General features: G+C 62.6%; 16 protein-coding genes. 4 read left to right on the top strand and 12 right to left on the bottom strand.

All coding sequences use genetic code 11. The features are described 5' to 3' along the window. Positions 1 to 44: 44 nt before the first annotated feature. The 11 genes from LQ956_RS14400 to LQ956_RS14355 form a co-directional block, all read right to left on the bottom strand. Entirely contained in the window at positions 45 to 548 is a 504-nt protein-coding gene (locus LQ956_RS14400) for a DoxX family protein (RefSeq protein WP_238630260.1), read from the bottom strand. Between the two features lie 47 nt (positions 549 to 595). Further along, positions 596 to 1258 (bottom strand): response regulator transcription factor, encoded by a 663-nt coding sequence (locus LQ956_RS14395; RefSeq protein WP_238630261.1) that lies wholly within the window; start codon positions 1256 to 1258, stop codon positions 596 to 598. Beyond that, positions 1245 to 2897, bottom strand: a complete 1653-nt coding sequence (locus LQ956_RS14390; protein ID WP_238623272.1) for an ATP-binding protein — start codon at positions 2895 to 2897, stop codon at positions 1245 to 1247. The genes LQ956_RS14395 and LQ956_RS14390 overlap by 14 nt, the downstream gene beginning before the upstream one ends. 19 nt (positions 2898 to 2916) lie before the next feature. Then, positions 2917 to 3681, bottom strand: a complete 765-nt coding sequence (locus LQ956_RS14385) for an HvfC/BufC N-terminal domain-containing protein (RefSeq protein ID WP_238623271.1) — start codon at positions 3679 to 3681, stop codon at positions 2917 to 2919. Continuing rightward, positions 3665 to 4567 carry an MNIO family bufferin maturase gene (gene bufB, locus LQ956_RS14380; RefSeq protein WP_238623270.1) on the bottom strand — a complete coding sequence of 301 codons (903 nt, stop codon included), beginning with the start codon at positions 4565 to 4567 and terminating at the stop codon, positions 3665 to 3667. Before bufB ends, LQ956_RS14385 begins: the two co-directional genes overlap by 17 nt. A gap of 73 nt (positions 4568 to 4640) precedes the next feature. Continuing rightward, a complete protein-coding gene (locus LQ956_RS14375; protein ID WP_238630262.1) occupies positions 4641 to 4958 on the bottom strand; it encodes a BufA1 family periplasmic bufferin-type metallophore in 318 nt (105 codons plus the stop codon). A gap of 115 nt (positions 4959 to 5073) precedes the next feature. Beyond that, positions 5074 to 5208 carry a hypothetical protein gene (locus tag LQ956_RS14990; protein WP_255722557.1) on the bottom strand — a complete coding sequence of 45 codons (135 nt, stop codon included), beginning with the start codon at positions 5206 to 5208 and terminating at the stop codon, positions 5074 to 5076. A gap of 119 nt (positions 5209 to 5327) precedes the next feature. Continuing rightward, positions 5328 to 7262: a nitric oxide reductase activation protein NorD gene (locus LQ956_RS14370; protein WP_238630263.1), complete on the bottom strand. Its 1935-nt coding sequence runs from the start codon at positions 7260 to 7262 to the stop codon at positions 5328 to 5330. After that, positions 7259 to 8068 carry a CbbQ/NirQ/NorQ/GpvN family protein gene (locus LQ956_RS14365; RefSeq protein ID WP_238630264.1) on the bottom strand — a complete coding sequence of 270 codons (810 nt, stop codon included), beginning with the start codon at positions 8066 to 8068 and terminating at the stop codon, positions 7259 to 7261. Before LQ956_RS14365 ends, LQ956_RS14370 begins: the two co-directional genes overlap by 4 nt. Further along, positions 8065 to 9429 carry a cbb3-type cytochrome c oxidase subunit I gene (locus LQ956_RS14360; RefSeq protein WP_238630265.1) on the bottom strand — a complete coding sequence of 455 codons (1365 nt, stop codon included), beginning with the start codon at positions 9427 to 9429 and terminating at the stop codon, positions 8065 to 8067. The genes LQ956_RS14365 and LQ956_RS14360 overlap by 4 nt, the downstream gene beginning before the upstream one ends. 39 nt (positions 9430 to 9468) lie before the next feature. Further along, the gene (locus LQ956_RS14355) at positions 9469 to 9921 is read right to left on the bottom strand and encodes a c-type cytochrome (protein WP_238623265.1); all 453 of its coding nucleotides are present in this window, start codon (positions 9919 to 9921) and stop codon (positions 9469 to 9471) included. Between the two features lie 726 nt (positions 9922 to 10647). On the opposite strand from LQ956_RS14355, the gene LQ956_RS14350 reads away from it, so the two are divergent. Next, positions 10648 to 12882, top strand: a complete 2235-nt coding sequence (locus tag LQ956_RS14350; protein WP_238630266.1) for a putative bifunctional diguanylate cyclase/phosphodiesterase — start codon at positions 10648 to 10650, stop codon at positions 12880 to 12882. A gap of 203 nt (positions 12883 to 13085) precedes the next feature. On the opposite strand, the gene LQ956_RS14345 is transcribed toward LQ956_RS14350, so the two are convergent. Then, positions 13086 to 13235: an EAL domain-containing protein gene (locus LQ956_RS14345; protein WP_347402225.1), complete on the bottom strand. Its 150-nt coding sequence runs from the start codon at positions 13233 to 13235 to the stop codon at positions 13086 to 13088. 485 nt (positions 13236 to 13720) lie between these two features. Here LQ956_RS14345 and LQ956_RS14340 point away from each other — a divergent pair, with 485 nt between their 5' ends. From LQ956_RS14340 to rpe, 3 genes are read left to right on the top strand one after another with little or no spacing between them, the layout of a single operon-like run. Further along, positions 13721 to 15592: a sensor domain-containing diguanylate cyclase gene (locus tag LQ956_RS14340; protein WP_238623023.1), complete on the top strand. Its 1872-nt coding sequence runs from the start codon at positions 13721 to 13723 to the stop codon at positions 15590 to 15592. Further along, a complete protein-coding gene (locus tag LQ956_RS14335; RefSeq protein ID WP_238630268.1) occupies positions 15593 to 15901 on the top strand; it encodes a hypothetical protein in 309 nt (102 codons plus the stop codon). Continuing rightward, on the top strand, positions 15888 to 16577 hold the full coding sequence (rpe, locus tag LQ956_RS14330; RefSeq protein ID WP_238630269.1) for a ribulose-phosphate 3-epimerase: 690 nt from the start codon (positions 15888 to 15890) through the stop codon (positions 16575 to 16577). Before LQ956_RS14335 ends, rpe begins: the two co-directional genes overlap by 14 nt. The last annotated feature ends 2 nt before the right edge of the window (positions 16578 to 16579 follow it).

The raw sequence follows: 16579 nt of genomic DNA, 5'->3' as shown, positions 1-16579 counted from the left end.
CGCCAGCAGGATCCCGCGTACCAGCCATTGCCGGTTCCAGCCTGTCATGGGCTGCGGTACCACCGCGCCAGGGCATGATCCAGGGAGGCCCTTCCCGGCCCCCAGGTCATGATGGCCAGCAGCATGGCGGCCCAGGGTAAATGGTGCGTGGCCCATGCATCGGGAATGGTCAGCTGGATGACCACGGTCATCAATAACAGCCCCAGGGCCGCAAAACGGGTGCCCAGCCCCAGGATCAGCAGGATCGGCAGCAGGATTTCACCCATGGCGGCCAGATACACACTGAGAACGGGTAGGGGCATGGGATAGGTGTTGCCCAGCAGGTGCAGCTGAAACTCGTGTTCGAACAGCCAGCGTGCCCCCGGAGAGAGCTGCAGGCCATCCCACTTGGTGAGCCCGGATCGCCAGAAGGGTATGGCCACGGCGATCCGCAGCAGCAGGGCCGGCAGCGAGGCGGGCAGATACTGGAACCCTCGCGCGCTGGCATCGATCAGCCGCATCAGGGTCTGACCGGTTGATCTGCCCGCATGGTGGATGGACGTGTTCATAGGCACTCTCCTCTGCTAGGGGCCACCCGTCGCCGGTGCGTCTCGGCTCAGGACAGGGACTTTTCATCGATGGGGGTCGTCGGCAGCAGACGGTGTTGATATTCGCTGCAGGCCAGGGCCAACCGAGCCAGGTGGGATGCACCCTTGGCCCCCATCTTCTGCATGAGATTGCTGCGATGGATCTCCACGGTGCGTACGCTCACATCCAGGTCGCGGGCGATCAGCTTGTTGGGCTTGCCATCCAACAGTCCCTCGAGTACATCGCGTTCCCGAGGGGTCAGCGAGTCTAGCCGCGCCTGCAGGTGCGCCACCTCCTGGGCACCCGCGCGTTGCTCGGCATCCCTTTCGAGGGCGTGTCGTACCCCTTCGATCAATGCCTGATCGCTGAAGGGTTTTTCGAGGAAATCCAGTGCTCCCTCACTCAGCGCCCGCACCGCCATGGGGATGTCCCCATGGCCGGTGATGAACACGATGGGCATGCGGATGTCCTGTTCCTTGAGCCGGCGCTGCAAGGTGAGTCCATCCATGTCCGGCAGACGCACATCCAGGATCAGGCAACCGGGCGTTTGAGGTGTCACGAAGTCGAGCACCGCCTGGGCATCGGCAAAGGCGCGGACATGAAAGTCCTCGCTCTTGAGCAGCAGGCTCACCCCGGCGCGCACATCCGGATCGTCATCCACGAGGTGAATATGGGGTCTATGGGTTGGCATGGTGAGTCTCCAAGGGGAGAGTGAAATGAAATTCGGCCCCGCCTTCGGGCCGGTTGCGCGCGATCAACCGACCACCGTGGGCCTCGACCAGGGATCGGCTGATGGAGAGACCCAAGCCCAATCCCCCTTCCTTCCAGGTGGCAAAGGGATCGAAGAGCCGTGCCAGCCGCTCCGGCGGAATGCCCGGTCCGGTGTCGGTGACGGTCATGGTCACGCCCTCGCGGGTGGATGCCACCTGAAGATCGATGCGCGCCGGTCTCAGGCCGTGGACGGCATCCATGGCATTACGCAGCAGATTGATCAGGATCTGCTCCACCTGCAGGGGGACCACCGAGACCCTGGGCAGCGTGTCGGGAAGGTCCACTTCCAGTCGGATGTGGCGTCGATTCAGCTCCGGTCGCAGCAGTTCAAGGACCGGGTGGACCAGATCACGGGGCGACACCGGTTGTTGCTCGGGGGTCTGGCCGGCCGCAAAGGCCCGCATCTGGCGCACCGTTTCGGCGGCCCGATGGGCGCCGGCGTCGAGTTGACCCAGCGCCTCCTGAAGGTCTTCCATTTTGCCTCGGGCCAGCAGGCGTTTGCAGGCCTGGGCATAGCTGGAGAGGGCACACAATGGCTGGTTGAGTTCATGGGCCAGACTGGAGGACAACTCGCCCAGCGTGCTCAGTCGTCCGGCGCGGGCGAGATCCTCCAGGTACTGGCGCGCCCGGGCTTCTGCCGCCGCGCGCTCATGGCTCAGGGCATTGAGTACCAGTCCGGTCAGGACCAGCAGGGCCAACTGGGCATTGAGGGACAACAGGCTCTCGCCCAGACCCATGTCAGCGAAAGGACCCAGACCCCAGCCGGTTCCCGACAAGGCAATGGCACCGGTGATCAGGATCAGCCCTGAGGTGATCTGAATCGGGCAGCGTACGGCCGCCAGCATGATGAGCGGGAACACTGCGTAGGAGAGTGGCATCGCCACCATGGCAGGCAGTATGCCGGAGTACACCAGGGTGGTGATGCCGGTAATGGCGAGGCCCAGCGCCAGGGCCGCGAGCCGCACTGATCCCGGCAGGCGCGTGGGCGCACCCAGCCAGGTGATCAGGGCCGGGGCCACCAGCACCAGTCCCATGAGGTCTGCCACCCAGCACAGCCACCAGGTCTGGCTGAACCGCACGTCATCCATGCCAACGGCCATACCCCAGGCCCCAGCCAGGGCGGCCAGTCCCGATGCCGCCACGGCGCCAACGCTCAGCAACAGCCACACATCCCGCAACCGGTCCAGTCGCGGCCTCATGGTCAGGCGCCGCAGCAGGTACCCGCCCAGGGCCACACCCGCGACCGTGGCCGCGACGATCCCGACCGATTCGAGCAGGGGAACCGCTGCTGAAGTGAACTGCCAGGTGATCAGGGCGGAGGCAACGCCCACGGCGGGCAGCATCCCGTAGCCATAGAGAAACACGAAGGCCAGTCCCACGCCCGTGGCGGGCCATACCAGCGGAATACCGTGGGCATCCGGGGTGAAGACAAACCCCCACATGCCCACCGCATAGTAGAGGGTGATGAGCATCAGGCTGCGCAGTAACAGGCCCATGCCGCTGATCGACACCACCCGGCGCCAGTAGCGTCGGGTCAGGGAGGGGGAGAATGTATTCATGTGCATGGGCCTGGTCCCGTCAGAATCGAAACGCAGTGATGCCGCCGCTGCTCAGCAGCGCCACAAGGCTGGTTTGCAGATTGAAACCGGGCTGTTCCACAGCCTGGGTGGTCGCCTGTTCCAGCTTGGCCCCCGTGCTCAGGGTCCGTACCAAGGCCGCCGTGCCCAGGGGAACAGCGCAGACCAGGACCTCCATATCGGGTCGGCAGACAAGGGTGGCCTCACCGCCGCTGTCCCGATCGATACGTCTCACCTGGGCATCGTGGCGATTGGTATGCCAGATGGAAAGCGCCGGCCAGGGGGAGTCCAGTACCTGCAGGGATGGATGCAATCCAAGACGCAGGTGTCCTACTTGCGCGGGGGGTATTCGGGCCAGGGCCTGCGGTGGCAGGGGTGTTTGGTCCTGGGCATGATAGGCACGGTGCCAGGCCCACTCGATGCGGGCCACATCGCCAAGATAGGGCAGGCGAGCGGCGGGTTCAAAGTGGTCGAGAAAGTCGGGAAACGTCTCCCCGTAGTCGATCAGCACCGGGCTGTCGGGCAGCACCTGCCCCACAAAGCGGCGTGCAACGGCCTGAAAGAATGCTTCTCCCACCAGACGCTGCACCACGGGATAGAGTCGGGTCACGGCCTCTACCAGGCTGACGTGGACATTGTTGCGATAGACGCCAAAGCGCAGCGCCGGCGGTTGAGATCCAGGGTGGCGCACACCTGCGGGCGGCGGTATCCGTGGCTGGCGCAGGGCCTGCACGAAATCGGCCTCGTATTCAGCTTGCGAGGGCATGGCCCGCCTCCGGATGCTGGATGTGCCGATCCAGCAGGCGCTGGGCCCTGCGGGACTCATCGAACAAGGCCGACCATGAAGGGATGTCGTTGTCCCACTCGATCAGCACGGGCAAGGGACCGGTGAGGGTCAGGGTGTGTTCCAGCAACTGCCACACGCCGTCGGTAGCCGGGCGGTCATGGGTGTCGATCAGCAGGGGCCGGCCTTCGTCGTCCTGTTGCTGGTCGTGGCCGGCCACATGGATCTCGGTCACCCGATTCATGGGGAACGCATCCAGATACGCCTGGGCCTCAAACCCATGGTTGGTGGCGCACACCTGGACATTATTCACATCCAGCAGCAAGCCGCAGCCGGTGCGATGCGACACGGCGTCGAGAAACTGCACCTCGCTGATCGTGCTGTCGGCCAGGTGAACGTAGGTGGAAGGATTCTCCAGCAGCAGGCGTTGTCCGAGCACCTCCTGCACCTGATCAATGTGGCGGCAGACCCGATTCAGGGTCTCGTCGGTGTAGGGCAGGGGCAGCAGGTCGTTCAGGAATCCACTGGAGTGAGTGGACCAGGCCAGGTGTTCTGAAAACAGTCCCGGACGGTAGCGACGGACCAGATCGGCCAGGCGGCTGAGATGCCGGCGGTCCAGCGCCCGCGCGCCGCCAATGGACAGACCCACACCATGAACGGACAAGGGATAGCGCTCGCGGATGGCGGTCAGATATCGATGGGGTGGCCCTCCGGCGCCCATGTAATTCTCGGCGTGGATCTCGAACCAACCCATGTCGGGCCCCTGTTCAAGGATCGTCCGATAATGGGCTGGCTTGAGCCCTACACCGGCGGATCGGGGGACGGCATCAGGGCCGGCCAATGTCAGGGGGGGCGTCAGATCAGACATGGAACCTCCTGCGACGGATCAGAGTACCGCGTCCCTGCGGTAGCGATGTCACGATGGGGTCAGGGCCGGTATCTCAGGACTGCCTCGGCAGGTCCCGGTCCAGTGGCTCCAGGCTGCCTTGTCGGTCGCCCGGCAGCTCAATGTCTTGACAGGTGCCGGCAGGCACCAAGGTCCAGGCGTTTCCCTGGTAGTCTTGGGTGGAGGTCCCTGAGCAGGACGTGCCGGGTCCGGCGGCGCAGTCATTTTCCCCGGCGGGTGAAACACCGTAGCATTTTTCCATGGTGGACGACGACGCCGCCGCGCTTGGCGCAACCATGGCGCTAGCCACGGCCAGTGCAAAGGCACCGGCCACGCTGGCGGTGGAGAGGGATGGTGTGGTCTTCTGGGTCATGGTCGTGCTCCTTAATCAATGAAGAGGGCTCGCGGGGCCTGGGTCTTGGTCCAGGCTTGCGATTAGATTAGGGGGCACGACCGGAAGGGGTAATGCGTAGGAATACGTAGATCGCTCACACACATCGCGCAGTGGGCATCCTGCCGGTCATGAACACCAGACAGGTGTCGCCAAGCTTCGAGGCCACCTGATCGGCGTAGCGCTTGAGGATGGGCGAGAGGTACGCGTCCACCACCGTGGCCAGTGCCACTGAACAACCGGTTCACATCCTATCTGCGTTGGATGCGTACTACGGACCGTTGAAGGCCTGGCTGTGCGACTTTGAGGATCGGAAGGCATCGGGCGTAGAGGTCAGGCATTTACCGGCGATCAACGAATCAGTTGCCGGTACAGAAGTGGCAGCGCGTTGGCCAGGCCGGCCGGACGGGTCACGATGGCGTAGCCCGAGCGGTCGAAGATGGCTGGAAAGTACTGGCGGGCCTCGGCATCGATGGTCACGCCGAATACGGCCAAGCCCTCGCGCCGCGCTTCCCGCACCGCCATGCGGGTGTCTTCCACGGCGAAGCGGCCCTCGTAGTGATCGGTGTCGTTGGGCTTGCCATCGGTCAGCACCAGCAGCAGCCGGTGCCGGTTCGGGCGTCGGCCAAGCTCTCCGGCCACGTGGCGTATCGCCGCGCCCATGCGCGTGTAAAGGCCCGGTTCCAGTGCGGCGATGCGGCGCTCCGTGGCAGCCGTCACCGGCTCCTCGAAACCCTTGATCTGCCGAATGTCCACGCGATGGCGCCGGCGCGAGGTGAACGTGTAGATCGCCTGATCATCGCCGCAGGCCTGAACGCCGTGTGCCAGTGCCAGCAGCGCCTCTTTTTCCACATCCAGCACCCGGCGATCCGCCACCCAGGCATCGGTCGATAACGACACATCCACCAGTGTGGCCACGGCCAGGTCGCGGGTTTGGTCGCGCCAGCGCAGGTAGACGTTTTCCGAGGGGTGTCCGCCGGCAGCACGCTCGGCGATCGACTGGACGAGTGCATCCAGGTCGATCTCATCGCCGTCCACGTGGTGGTGCTGCAGTTCGCGCCTGGGCCTAAGCGCCTCGAACTGCCGCCGAACGCGGTTGATGCGCCGGCGCGCCTCGGCGTCCGGCGCTGCGCCTGGTTCGCCGTTGGGGGCCATTTCCGGCGCGATTTGGGCATAGACGGCGCAGTACTCTTCCAAGTACCGGTTCTTTCGGTAGTGCCACTCCGGGTAGGTCCTGGGGGCGCTCAGCGGTGACGCGTCGACGTCCGTGCCGGCAAGCTCCAACTCCATCTTCAGCCGCGACGCGGCCTTGCGCTCGTGTTGGGTCACGGTGATGCGTTCGAGCTGGTCGGCGGCCTGACGCGCGTCGTCTTCCTGATTATCGTCGATCGGCCGATTGACGTTGACCATCTCGGACCACGACAGCATCTTCTCGAAGGGGTTGAGCATCAGCGGATCATCGCGCTCGGTCTGATCCAGGCGGCGCCGCTCGGCCTTGCGCCGGACGCCATCGGAGTCGCTGGCCGCCTCCTGGTCAATCTCGGGATCGGACTGCGACGCGGCCGGCGAGGTGGTCTCGTCTGTCCAGGCATACCCCCACAGGGGCACCGGTAGGGGCGGGCGGTAGCCGCTTGGCGCGCCATACCTGGCCAGTTCTTCACCCGCAACAATCCTGCGCAGCAGCCTGCCGGGTGATACCAGTGCATCCGATTGACCCAACAGGTGCCGGATCAGCGCCTCGACATCGGCTTCGATGGGCGGTAGGGCACGTTCCGGGCGCATGTCGAGGAGAACAGCGCAGAGCCGCCGGTAACGGACCGCGAGCCCGGGAAGGCGTTCGCACAGTGCATCGCTTGCGCGGGCCGCCTCGGCAATCTCGATCAGGTCGCATTGAAGCGGGTCGGCGGGCGCCGGCAGTTGGCGAACCTCGGCCAGGAATGCGGCCAGCCAGAAGTACACGTCGCGGTTCAGCGCGGCTTGCGGGAATAACGCCATGCGTGCCGGCAGCACCACGTTCTCGGCGTCGCGGCGAGCGCGTTCCATCGGCTCGGCCTCCAGCCCCAGGCGCTGGCGCAGGGTCAACCGGTGCCGGGAATCCTGCGCACTGGCGGTGACCAACGCCAGCGACCGACCGCCCCCCATGGCGCGAAAGTAGACCGCGAGCGTATCGCGCAAGTCTTCGAAACGGACTTCGGCTTCAGGGTGTTCGGGGTAGCTGATCGCCGAGGCCGCCCAGTGATGCCACCAGCGGCCGACGTGCTCCTCGAATTCGTACCAGGCCGTCAACCGAACGCGTGCCCGACCAGCTCCTCGAGCGCGGCGATGACATCGGGTTCGTCGCTGAGCGGGTCGATCAGGGTGTGACGGGCGGCGCGCGCCATGGGCATGCCGGCCTGGACCAGGGTGGCGCAATAGACCAGCAGGCGCGTCGATACACCTTCTTCCAGGTCCTGGCCCTTGAGCGCACGGATTCGCTGGGCCAGGTTGATCAACCCGGCGCACAAATCCTTCGACAAACCACTTTCGGTCGAGACGATCTCGATCTCGATCTCGGGGGGCGGAAAATCGAAGGTGAGCGCGATAAAGCGCTGGCGTGTACTGGGCTTGAGCGATTTGAGGATGTGCTGGTAGCCGGGGTTGTAGGAGACCACCAGCATAAACTCCGGCGGCGCCTGCAACAGTTCGCCGGTGCGCTCCAGCGGCAGCACGCGGCGGTCGTCGGTGAGCGGATGCATGACCACGGTGACGTCCTTGCGCGCCTCCACCACCTCGTCGAGGTAGCAGATGCCGCCTTCGCGCACCGCCCGGGTCAGCGGGCCATCCGCCCAGCGCGTCTCGCCGTCGATCAGCAGGTGGCGGCCGGTCAGGTCGGCGGCGGTCAGGTCATCATGGCAGGAGACAGTAAACAGCGGCCGCCCGAGCCGGGCGGCCATGTGCGCCACGAAGCGGGTCTTGCCGCAGCCGGTCGGCCCCTTGAGCAGCAAGGGTAGACACTGCTCAAAAGCCTTTTCAAACAGTGTGCATTCATAGCCGGTTTCACGGTAGAACGGGATCCCGTTATCCGCTGCGGGCTGCGCGAGCTCGGTACTCATGGATTGCCTTTGACGCCACCCCCGGCAGCCAGGTGCGGGGCACCGGCGGGCAATTGCTCGCGCGCGGGCCCAAGCATCGCGTAGATGTACATCAGCACCGCGATGGCCACGACCACGCCGGCCCCAAGGCGCATGGTATAGAACAGGCCCAGGTCGTCCTGGACATCCATGTAGCGCTGACCGACCACACGCTGCATGTGGGTCTGGATCACGCCGGCGAAGGTGAGGACAAAGGTCATGAACGCCATGCCGCTGGTCATCAGCCAGAAGCTCCACATGTTGAGCACTTGGTTATACGGCTGCTTGCCGCGAAGCTGCGGCAGGGCGTAGGAAAAGATCGCCAGGTTGAGCATCACGTAGGCGCCGAAGAACGCCAAATGAGCGTGGGCCGCGGTGATCTGCGTGCCGTGACTGTAATAGTTGACGAACGACAGGGTGTGCATGAAACCCCAGACGCCGGCGCCGAAGAACGCCATCACTGCGCAGCCCAGTGTCCACAGGATGGCTGACTTGTTGGGATGGTTCCGGCTGCCGCGCCAGAACATGTAGAAGACGAAGATCACCATGGCAAACAATGGCAACACTTCCAGCGCCGAGAAGAAACTGCCAACAGGCTGCCAATAGCCCGGCAGGCCGATCCAGTAGTAGTGGTGGCCGGTCCCCAGCAGCCCGGAAAACAGCACCAGCCCGACGATGACATACAGCCATTTCTCGATGATCTCGCGGTCGACGCCGGTCATCTTGATCACGAGATAAGCCAGCAGCGAGGCCATGATCAGGCCCCACACGCCCTCGACCCACAGGTGTATCACGTACCACCAGTACATCTTGTCCAGGGACAGGTTGGCCGGGTTGTAGAACGCGAACAGCCAGAAGATGGCCGCCAGCCACAACCCCATCATCAACACCACCGAAATGGCGGTCCTGCGACCGTTGATCAGCGTCATGGTGCCGTTGTAGAGAAACATCAGAAACGAGATGGTCATCAGGATCTTGACCCACAACGGCTGTTCCAGGAACTCGCGCCCCTCATGGATCCCGAACTGGTAACCCACCAGCGCCGCGGCACCGGCAAAGACAAAAAGCCCGAGCTGGACATAGGCCAGATTCGGGCTATAGATCTCGGTTTCCGCCTCTTCCGGCAGGAGGTAATAGGTTGCGCCGAAGAAACCGATCAGCAGCCACACGATCAGCAGGTTGGTGTGGCTCATGCGAACGATGTGAAACGGCATGGCTTCGCTGAGCAGGTTGGGCCAGACGTAGATGGCGCCGGCGACCACACCGAAGATGACCTGCGCGGCAAACAGCACCAGCGCGGCAATAAAGAATGGATAGGCGACTTTCTGGGTTTGATACCTCATTTCCTGCCCCCCTGGGTGCGGTGAGATTCTCGTCAGCGCTCAACCGGAAATATTCGGCGGCCAGCCCTGCGTATCGATTCGGCTGGTCCATTCCAGGAAGTCGATCAACGCATCCAATTCTTCTTCGGTGAAATCGTACCCCGGCATCTGTCGTCGTCCCTCGATGCCGGTCGGCTGGATCCGCATCCAGATCTTCAGTGCATTGCGCGCACCGGCTGGGCTGTGTTCGCCACCGTAACGCTTCCACACGTTTCCGAGTTCGGGCGCAAAGTAGGCCCCCTCACCGAGCAGACTATGGCAGTTGATGCAGGAATTCTGTTCCCAGATATGTTTGCCATGCTTGACCGAATCAGTCAGACCGGCATGGTCGGTGGATGTCGTGACGACGTAGTAGTGGCTATGCGCGGTCAGGCCGATGAAGACCAGGAAGAAGAACAGCGACCCGCCGAAGAAGATGTTGCGAGCGGCATTTCGAGTGAGACCCTCAATCATGTCCGACTCCCGTGGGGCATGAGTTCGTAGCAACGCCTCAGCGCCGCAGGCTTTGCAGACGGCGAATCGGGGACATAGGAGACAATGTGCGTGGTGCACTGTCCGGGACATGGCGTCATTGTCAAGCGCATTCCACACAATGCTCTGGTGCATTGTCTGTGCGTTACACCACAGAACCGGCCGTTTCAGGAAGCCTGCCTGCATCTCCGTGGTGGCACGATCGTCGCGGTGTGACAGATGATCGGCACCCAGCAGGCATTCAGGGCACCTGATGGCATTCATCCATGAATTTTGAGCCCTTCCGCATTCCATGACGGCGTCCATCGAGGGGATATGTCCCGCAGGGGAGTCACCCCGGCCTGCCACAACCCGGTGAGCAGAAGACAGGTGTCCACCACATGAGGGAACGGTCTACACTCACCCGAGGCGTCCATGAAAAGCCCTTGGCTGGAGAATCGGGATCAAGGATGAACCAAGATCAAGCGTATTGCCAAGCGGCGCGGGTGTGAGTGGTGATGAAGAGGTGAAGTCCCTGGGGCGACTCCCCCCGGCTATCGGGCGCAGTGCGGGATTGAAACAATTTGCCTTATTGGAAGGTTAGGTCGGTCAACAGGGTGGGGGTGCCGATCCGGGTGCGAGGCCGATTGTGCCCCCGGCGGCGTGGGGATTCTGTAGGGGGAGTGGAGGACGTGCGGATGCGCATAGACAATTTCCGGAAGCAGTCCCATGATCCGGCTTGGCTTGGCTTGGCTTGGCTTGGCTTGGCTTGGCTTGGCTTGGCGACAAGATCAGACCTCACCTGAGGTGCTATCCCGTGAACACTCGCCAGCAAATCCCTTGGGAACGGCCATGAAGCTTGCCCAATTTCTCCAGACGCAAATGGATCGGTTGCTTGAAGACTGGGAAGAGGCCGCGCTGGAACTCGCCCGGGAATCTTTAGGCGAAGAAAGCATCTCCCTGAGGGACCATGCCCGGGAGATGCTGCAGTTCATCATCCAGGACCTGTTGACGGCCCAGACCACGGAAGAGTCGACCCGCAAGTCCCTTGGCAACGCCGTAATCCCCGTTTCCTTCGCCGGTGAGCAACATGGCCTTGGCCGCCTGGAGCAGGGCATGACCCTCCTACAGGTCATACTGGAACTGCGGGCGCTGCGGGAGCGAGTAACCCGGCTCTGGGGCGATGAGCAGCAGGGCCTCACCACCGAGGACATCTACGATCTGGTGCGTTTCAACGAGGCCATCGACCAGTTGATCGCCAACTCGGTGTCGAGCTATTCCGCTCGCAAAGACCAGGACAAACGCCTGTTCGAAGCCGTACTGAACGTCTCCCCCGACCCCTTCGCCCTATTCGATCCCGACGGCAAGCTCCTGGTCCTTAACAAGCCGATGGCCAATCTGGTCGGTACGCCGGCCCAGGACCACGTTGGCAAAACTGCGCTTGAGTTGGGTCTGGCCTTTGCTACCCAGGTACACGATGCGATTGCCGCAACCGTTGCCACCAGTCAGCCCCAGCGCGGGGATTTTCATGGCCATTTGCCGTCAGGCCGAGAATTGTACTTTGACTCACAATTTATCCCGGTGTGTAACGACCGGGATGAAGTGGAAGCCGTCGCCCTGATGTCACGGAACATCACTGCGCGCAAAAAGGCCGAACATCAGGTCTGGCGAAGCGCTAATTTCGATTCGCTCACGGGCATCCCCAATCGGCGTCTGTTCCAGGATCGGCTCGGGCAGTGCTTGCTGGAGGCCGAACGAGGTGATCGCTCCTTTGCGCTGCTGTTCATTGACCTGGACCGCTTCAAGGAGGCCAATGACCGGCTGGGCCATAAGGCCGGCGACCGCCTGCTGGAGCAGGTGGCCAAGCGGTTAGCCAAAAACGTCCGGACCGTGGATACCGTGGCTCGTCTCGGCGGAGACGAATTCACCGTCATTCTCAAAAACACTGGCAGGGAAGGTGCCATGAGGGCGGCCAAGGCACTGCTGGCCGATCTTGAACGGGCGTTTGACGTGGATTCCCAACGAGTTCACCTTTCCGGTAGCATCGGCCTGACCCTGTTCCCCGATGATGGCAAGGATGGCGACCAGTTGATGCACAATGCCGATCAGGCCATGTACGCCGCCAAGAAGCAGGGGGGCCACCAGATTCAGATCTATCAGTCCTGGATGGAGCCGAACGAGTCAGAGCGCATGCGGCTGCACAGGGAACTGGGCGATGCCATCAGGGAGGACCAACTAGAGGTTTACTACCAGCCCATCATTGACATCCGCACGGGAGCCATATCCAGGGCGGAGGCCTTGCTCCGATGGAATCATCCGGACAAGGGGCAACTCACTCCGGCCACCTTTCTCATCATTGCCGAACCCGACGGCATGATGGACAGTATCAATAGCTATGTCCTGAAGCAGGCTGTGACCTGCTCGCTCCGGTGGCGCAACCAGGAGGACGAGCCCTTTCCGATCCACATTAACGAGTCACCCGCCTCCTTTTTCACCCCAACCCTCGTGGAACAATGGTGGGCGCGGTTGATGGAAAGTGATCTCGAGGGCAGCCGGATCACCATTGAACTGACCCCCATTTCCCTGAGCAACCTCGTCGCCTGCGGTATCGATCCGGTCGAGAGCTGTGGTTTGGCAGATTTGCGGCTACGCTTGGCTATCGACGATTTTGGCATTGAGCCGTTCTCCATCGCCGCGCTTCAAGACTGCCAAGTGGGTAGTATCAAGGTGGGCAGGACACTGATCAATAAGACCGGCCAGGATGGTGATGCCGACCGCATACTGAAGGCCATTATCGGTATGGCTCACGCCATAGACATTCAGGTGGTTGCTGAGGGTGTGGAAAGGGAGGCACAGTTGCAATTCCTGGCCCGTGAGGGCTGCGACTACGCCCAGGGCTACCTGTTTTCCAAACCCCTATGCCAGGACGATTTCGAGGCATTGCTAGGACGGCTCCGTCAGTAAAGGCGCTACTACTCGTGATGGCGCGTTTTATGGTGTCAATAATTCGACGGCACGAGCCCCAGTGCTGGCTTGTGTAAAGTTGCGGGTTAACCATGCGACGTTTGGGCGGCGGGCGGTTTGGAACAATGTTTGTGCAGAAACGCAGGCACTTGTTCTGGTGGCAATGGCCGGCTGATCAGGAAGTCCTGCAACTCGTCGCAGTGCTAACGCCTCAAGGAAGCCGCCTGATCCTCGGTCTCCACGCCCTCGGCGATGACCTTCACATCCAGTGAATGAGCAAGAGAAGTGATCGTCGAGACGATGCTCATCCCCTTGGGGGCCACCGCCATCGTGGCAATAAACGATCGATCGATCTTCAGTGCAGTGAGTATCCGTCCGGTAGCCCCCGATATCCGCCCCTTCGTCGCAGGAGGCCACCGTGGGCCTCAAGAATGGTCGAATCCGTCACCGCTTCAGCTTCCGCATTCGGCTCGTGACGATCGCTCAAGCCCGACACGCTTCCGGTCTTTCGGTGTCCCCAGGGCGGCCGGCGAGTGAAGTCATACTCAATTGGCTCATTCCGAGTATGGCAGGCATCCCGCGTTATGCCCGACTAGAATTGTAGGTTAAAGGCCTTGCAACAGCTTTCCCTCGCCCTTTCATTTCCGCCTGGACACCTGAAGAGCGACTGGGGCGACCGCTGTCGCTGCGGTAGCATGCATTGGACCTTGGGCCGGACGGAAAAACGGTGTTTATTCGTCCTGTACTCCGGCTTGAGATTCCGATAGCCCCAGGTAAACCGGGCCTTGAGGGCGTACAATGGAGAGATTTACCCCGCTATGGGGTCGCGAGGTTTCCAGTGACCAGCAGCCGCTTGCAAACCAAGGCCATGGGTGCCCTGCTCGTGGTCATGCTCGCCATGATGCTGGTCATCGGTCTGTCCAGCATGGCGCTGATCCGGGATTTCTCCATGCGCTCGGCCACCGAGCACACCCGCACGGCGGCGGAGATGATCCGTGTCTCCCTCACCGAGGCCATGCTCAATGGCACCATTGACCGGCGGGCCTCCATGCTGCGGCGGTTGGCGGAGGTGAACAGCCTTAACGAGGTGCGGGTGATCCGTGGGGAACGGGTCATCGCACAGCACGGCGAAGGCCTGCCGATGGAGACCCAGGCCGATGATATCGACCGCCGGGTGCTGGCCAGTGGCGAGCCTTACTTCGGGTTGATCGGCGGACTGCTCGGCGATGAGTTCCGGGCCACGATTCCCTACATCGCTTCCTCCAATGGAGACATCAACTGCATGGCCTGCCATCAGGCCCCTGAGGGTGTCGCCCTGGGCGCTGTCACACTGACTGTCTCCGTGGACCACATGAAGACCGCCGGCATAGGCGCGGCCCTGTTCCTGGTGGTCATCATGGGCCTGTTCGCCGTGCTGTCCATGATCTTTCTGGGGCGTCTGCTTCGTCCTCTGGTGGAGACCACCCAAGAGGTTCGCAAGGCCGCCAGCCTGGCCAGCGGTGGAGACTTCAGTCAACGGGTGCGCAGTCGCAGCCGTGACGAGATCGGGCAGATCGCGAACCACTTCAACCAGATGGCCGACGCCATCACCCACAAGTTGACCGAGATCCGCGACCATGTGGCCCAGTTGGTCAATACCATTCCGGACCCCAAGGCCAATCTGCTGGAGGAGACCGCCGCCACGGTCTCGGGCCTGGTGAAGGTGGCCCAGTTCAAGCAGGCCATCGAGGAGGACCAGAACACCGAGGAGGTGTTCGTCCGCATCAGTGAGGTCCTGCACACCGAATTCGGCATGGAGCATTTCTCCATCTATCAGGTGGACCGGGACAAGCGCTTGATGGATACGGTGATCGTGGACGGGGTGACTCGCGACGACATTCGTTGGTGCCACCCCGACATCCTGGAACACTGCACCACCTGCCGGGCCGTGCGCACCGGTCATGCCATCGATGGCGTCGAGAACCGCCACCTGTGCCGTGCCTTCGCCAGCGAGGCCTTGGCCGACGGGTACAGCTATCTGTGCCTGCCCATCATCCAGTCCGGCGGCGTGGGCAGCGTGGTGCAATTGGTGGTGGCGCCCCAGAACATCCCGGCGCTGATCCGTGCCCGCCCCTTGATCAGCGCCTATCTGCGGGAAGCGGCGCCGGTGCTTCAGGCCAAGGGCCTGATGGCCAGCCTGAGGGAATCCAGCCTCAAGGACGCCATGACCGGCCTGCACAACCGCCGTTTTCTGGAGGAGTATTCCGACAGCCTGGTGGCCCAGTGCAAGCGCCGTCAGATGCCCATGACGCTGCTGATGCTGGACTTGGATTATTTCAAGACCGTGAATGACACCTACGGGCACGATGTGGGCGACGAAATACTGCGGGAACTGGCCCAGATTTTCCAGGCCCACCTGCGCGAATCCGATCTGGTCATCCGCTACGGCGGCGAGGAATTCATGATCATCCTCCTGGACACCGGCGCCGAGGCGGCGATGGATGTGGCCAACAAGATCCGCCGGGCCGTGGAGGCTCACCCCTTCAAGGTGGCCGGCGGCGAGCTCCACAAGACCCTCTCCATCGGCCTTGCCGCCTACCCGGACGACGCCCAGGCCTTCTGGCAGGTGCTCAAATACGCCGACGTGGCCCTATACGCGGCCAAGGAGAACGGTCGCAATCAGGTGGTACGCTTTGCGCCGGAGATGTGGCCGTCGGGTGGTGAGTATTGATTGAACATCGGCAAGCCAGAGAAACATTCGCCAACCACGGCGCGTCCGGCCGCGGCACGCGAAGCCCGGATGTGGCAGGCCAGAAACAGCGTTGCAGGAATTATAGAACTCATCCGCCGATGCGTACGGTTCCTCCTGGGTGATTCTCCGGCCGTGCATCATCACCCCATGCTTAATTTTCCCGGCGCCTTGGGTTACATTGCCTCCACCACCCAAGGAAGCAAACCGAATAACGTTATCTCCGCCCGGTCCCTGTCGGGCGCGGGGATGGCCGACAATAACGAGGCAAAGACCCATGGCAAAACCTGATCTGATCGCGCCCTCCATCCTCTCCGCCGACTTCGCCCGGCTGGGTGAGGAAGTCACTCAGGTGCTGGCCGCCGGTGCGGACATCGTCCATTTCGATGTGATGGACAACCACTATGTCCCCAACCTGACCATCGGCCCCCTGGTGTGCGAGGCCCTGCGCAAGCACGGCGTCACTGCGCCCATCGATGTGCATCTCATGGTCAAGCCGGTGGACCGCATCATCCCCGATTTTGCCAAGGCCGGTGCCGACTACATCACCTTTCATCCCGAGGCCTCCGAGCACATCGACCGCACCCTGCAGTTGATCCGCAGCGAGGGCTGCAAGGCCGGCCTGGTGTTCAATCCCGCCACCCCGCTGTCCCACCTGGACTACGTGATGGACAAGGTGGACATGATCCTGCTCATGTCCGTGAACCCGGGCTTCGGCGGCCAGAGCTTCATTCCCGCCACGTTGGCAAAGCTCAAGGAGGCCCGCCGCCGCATCGATGAGTCCGGGCTGGATATCCGTCTGGAGGTCGACGGCGGTGTGAAGGTGGACAACATCGCTAAGATCAAGGCCGCCGGTGCCGATACCTTCGTGGCCGGCTCCGCCATCTTCGGCGCCGCCCGGAAGGAAGACCCGAGCCGCTATGACAGTATCATCGCCGCCATGCGGGCTGAATTGGCCAAGGTATGAAG

The sequence above is a fragment of the Ectothiorhodospira lacustris genome, from assembly GCF_022227845.1.
GTDB lineage: Bacteria > Pseudomonadota > Gammaproteobacteria > Ectothiorhodospirales > Ectothiorhodospiraceae > Ectothiorhodospira > Ectothiorhodospira lacustris.
The sequence above is the reverse complement of the archived record's forward strand: the minus strand, read 5'-3'. Positions and strand labels throughout refer to the sequence as shown.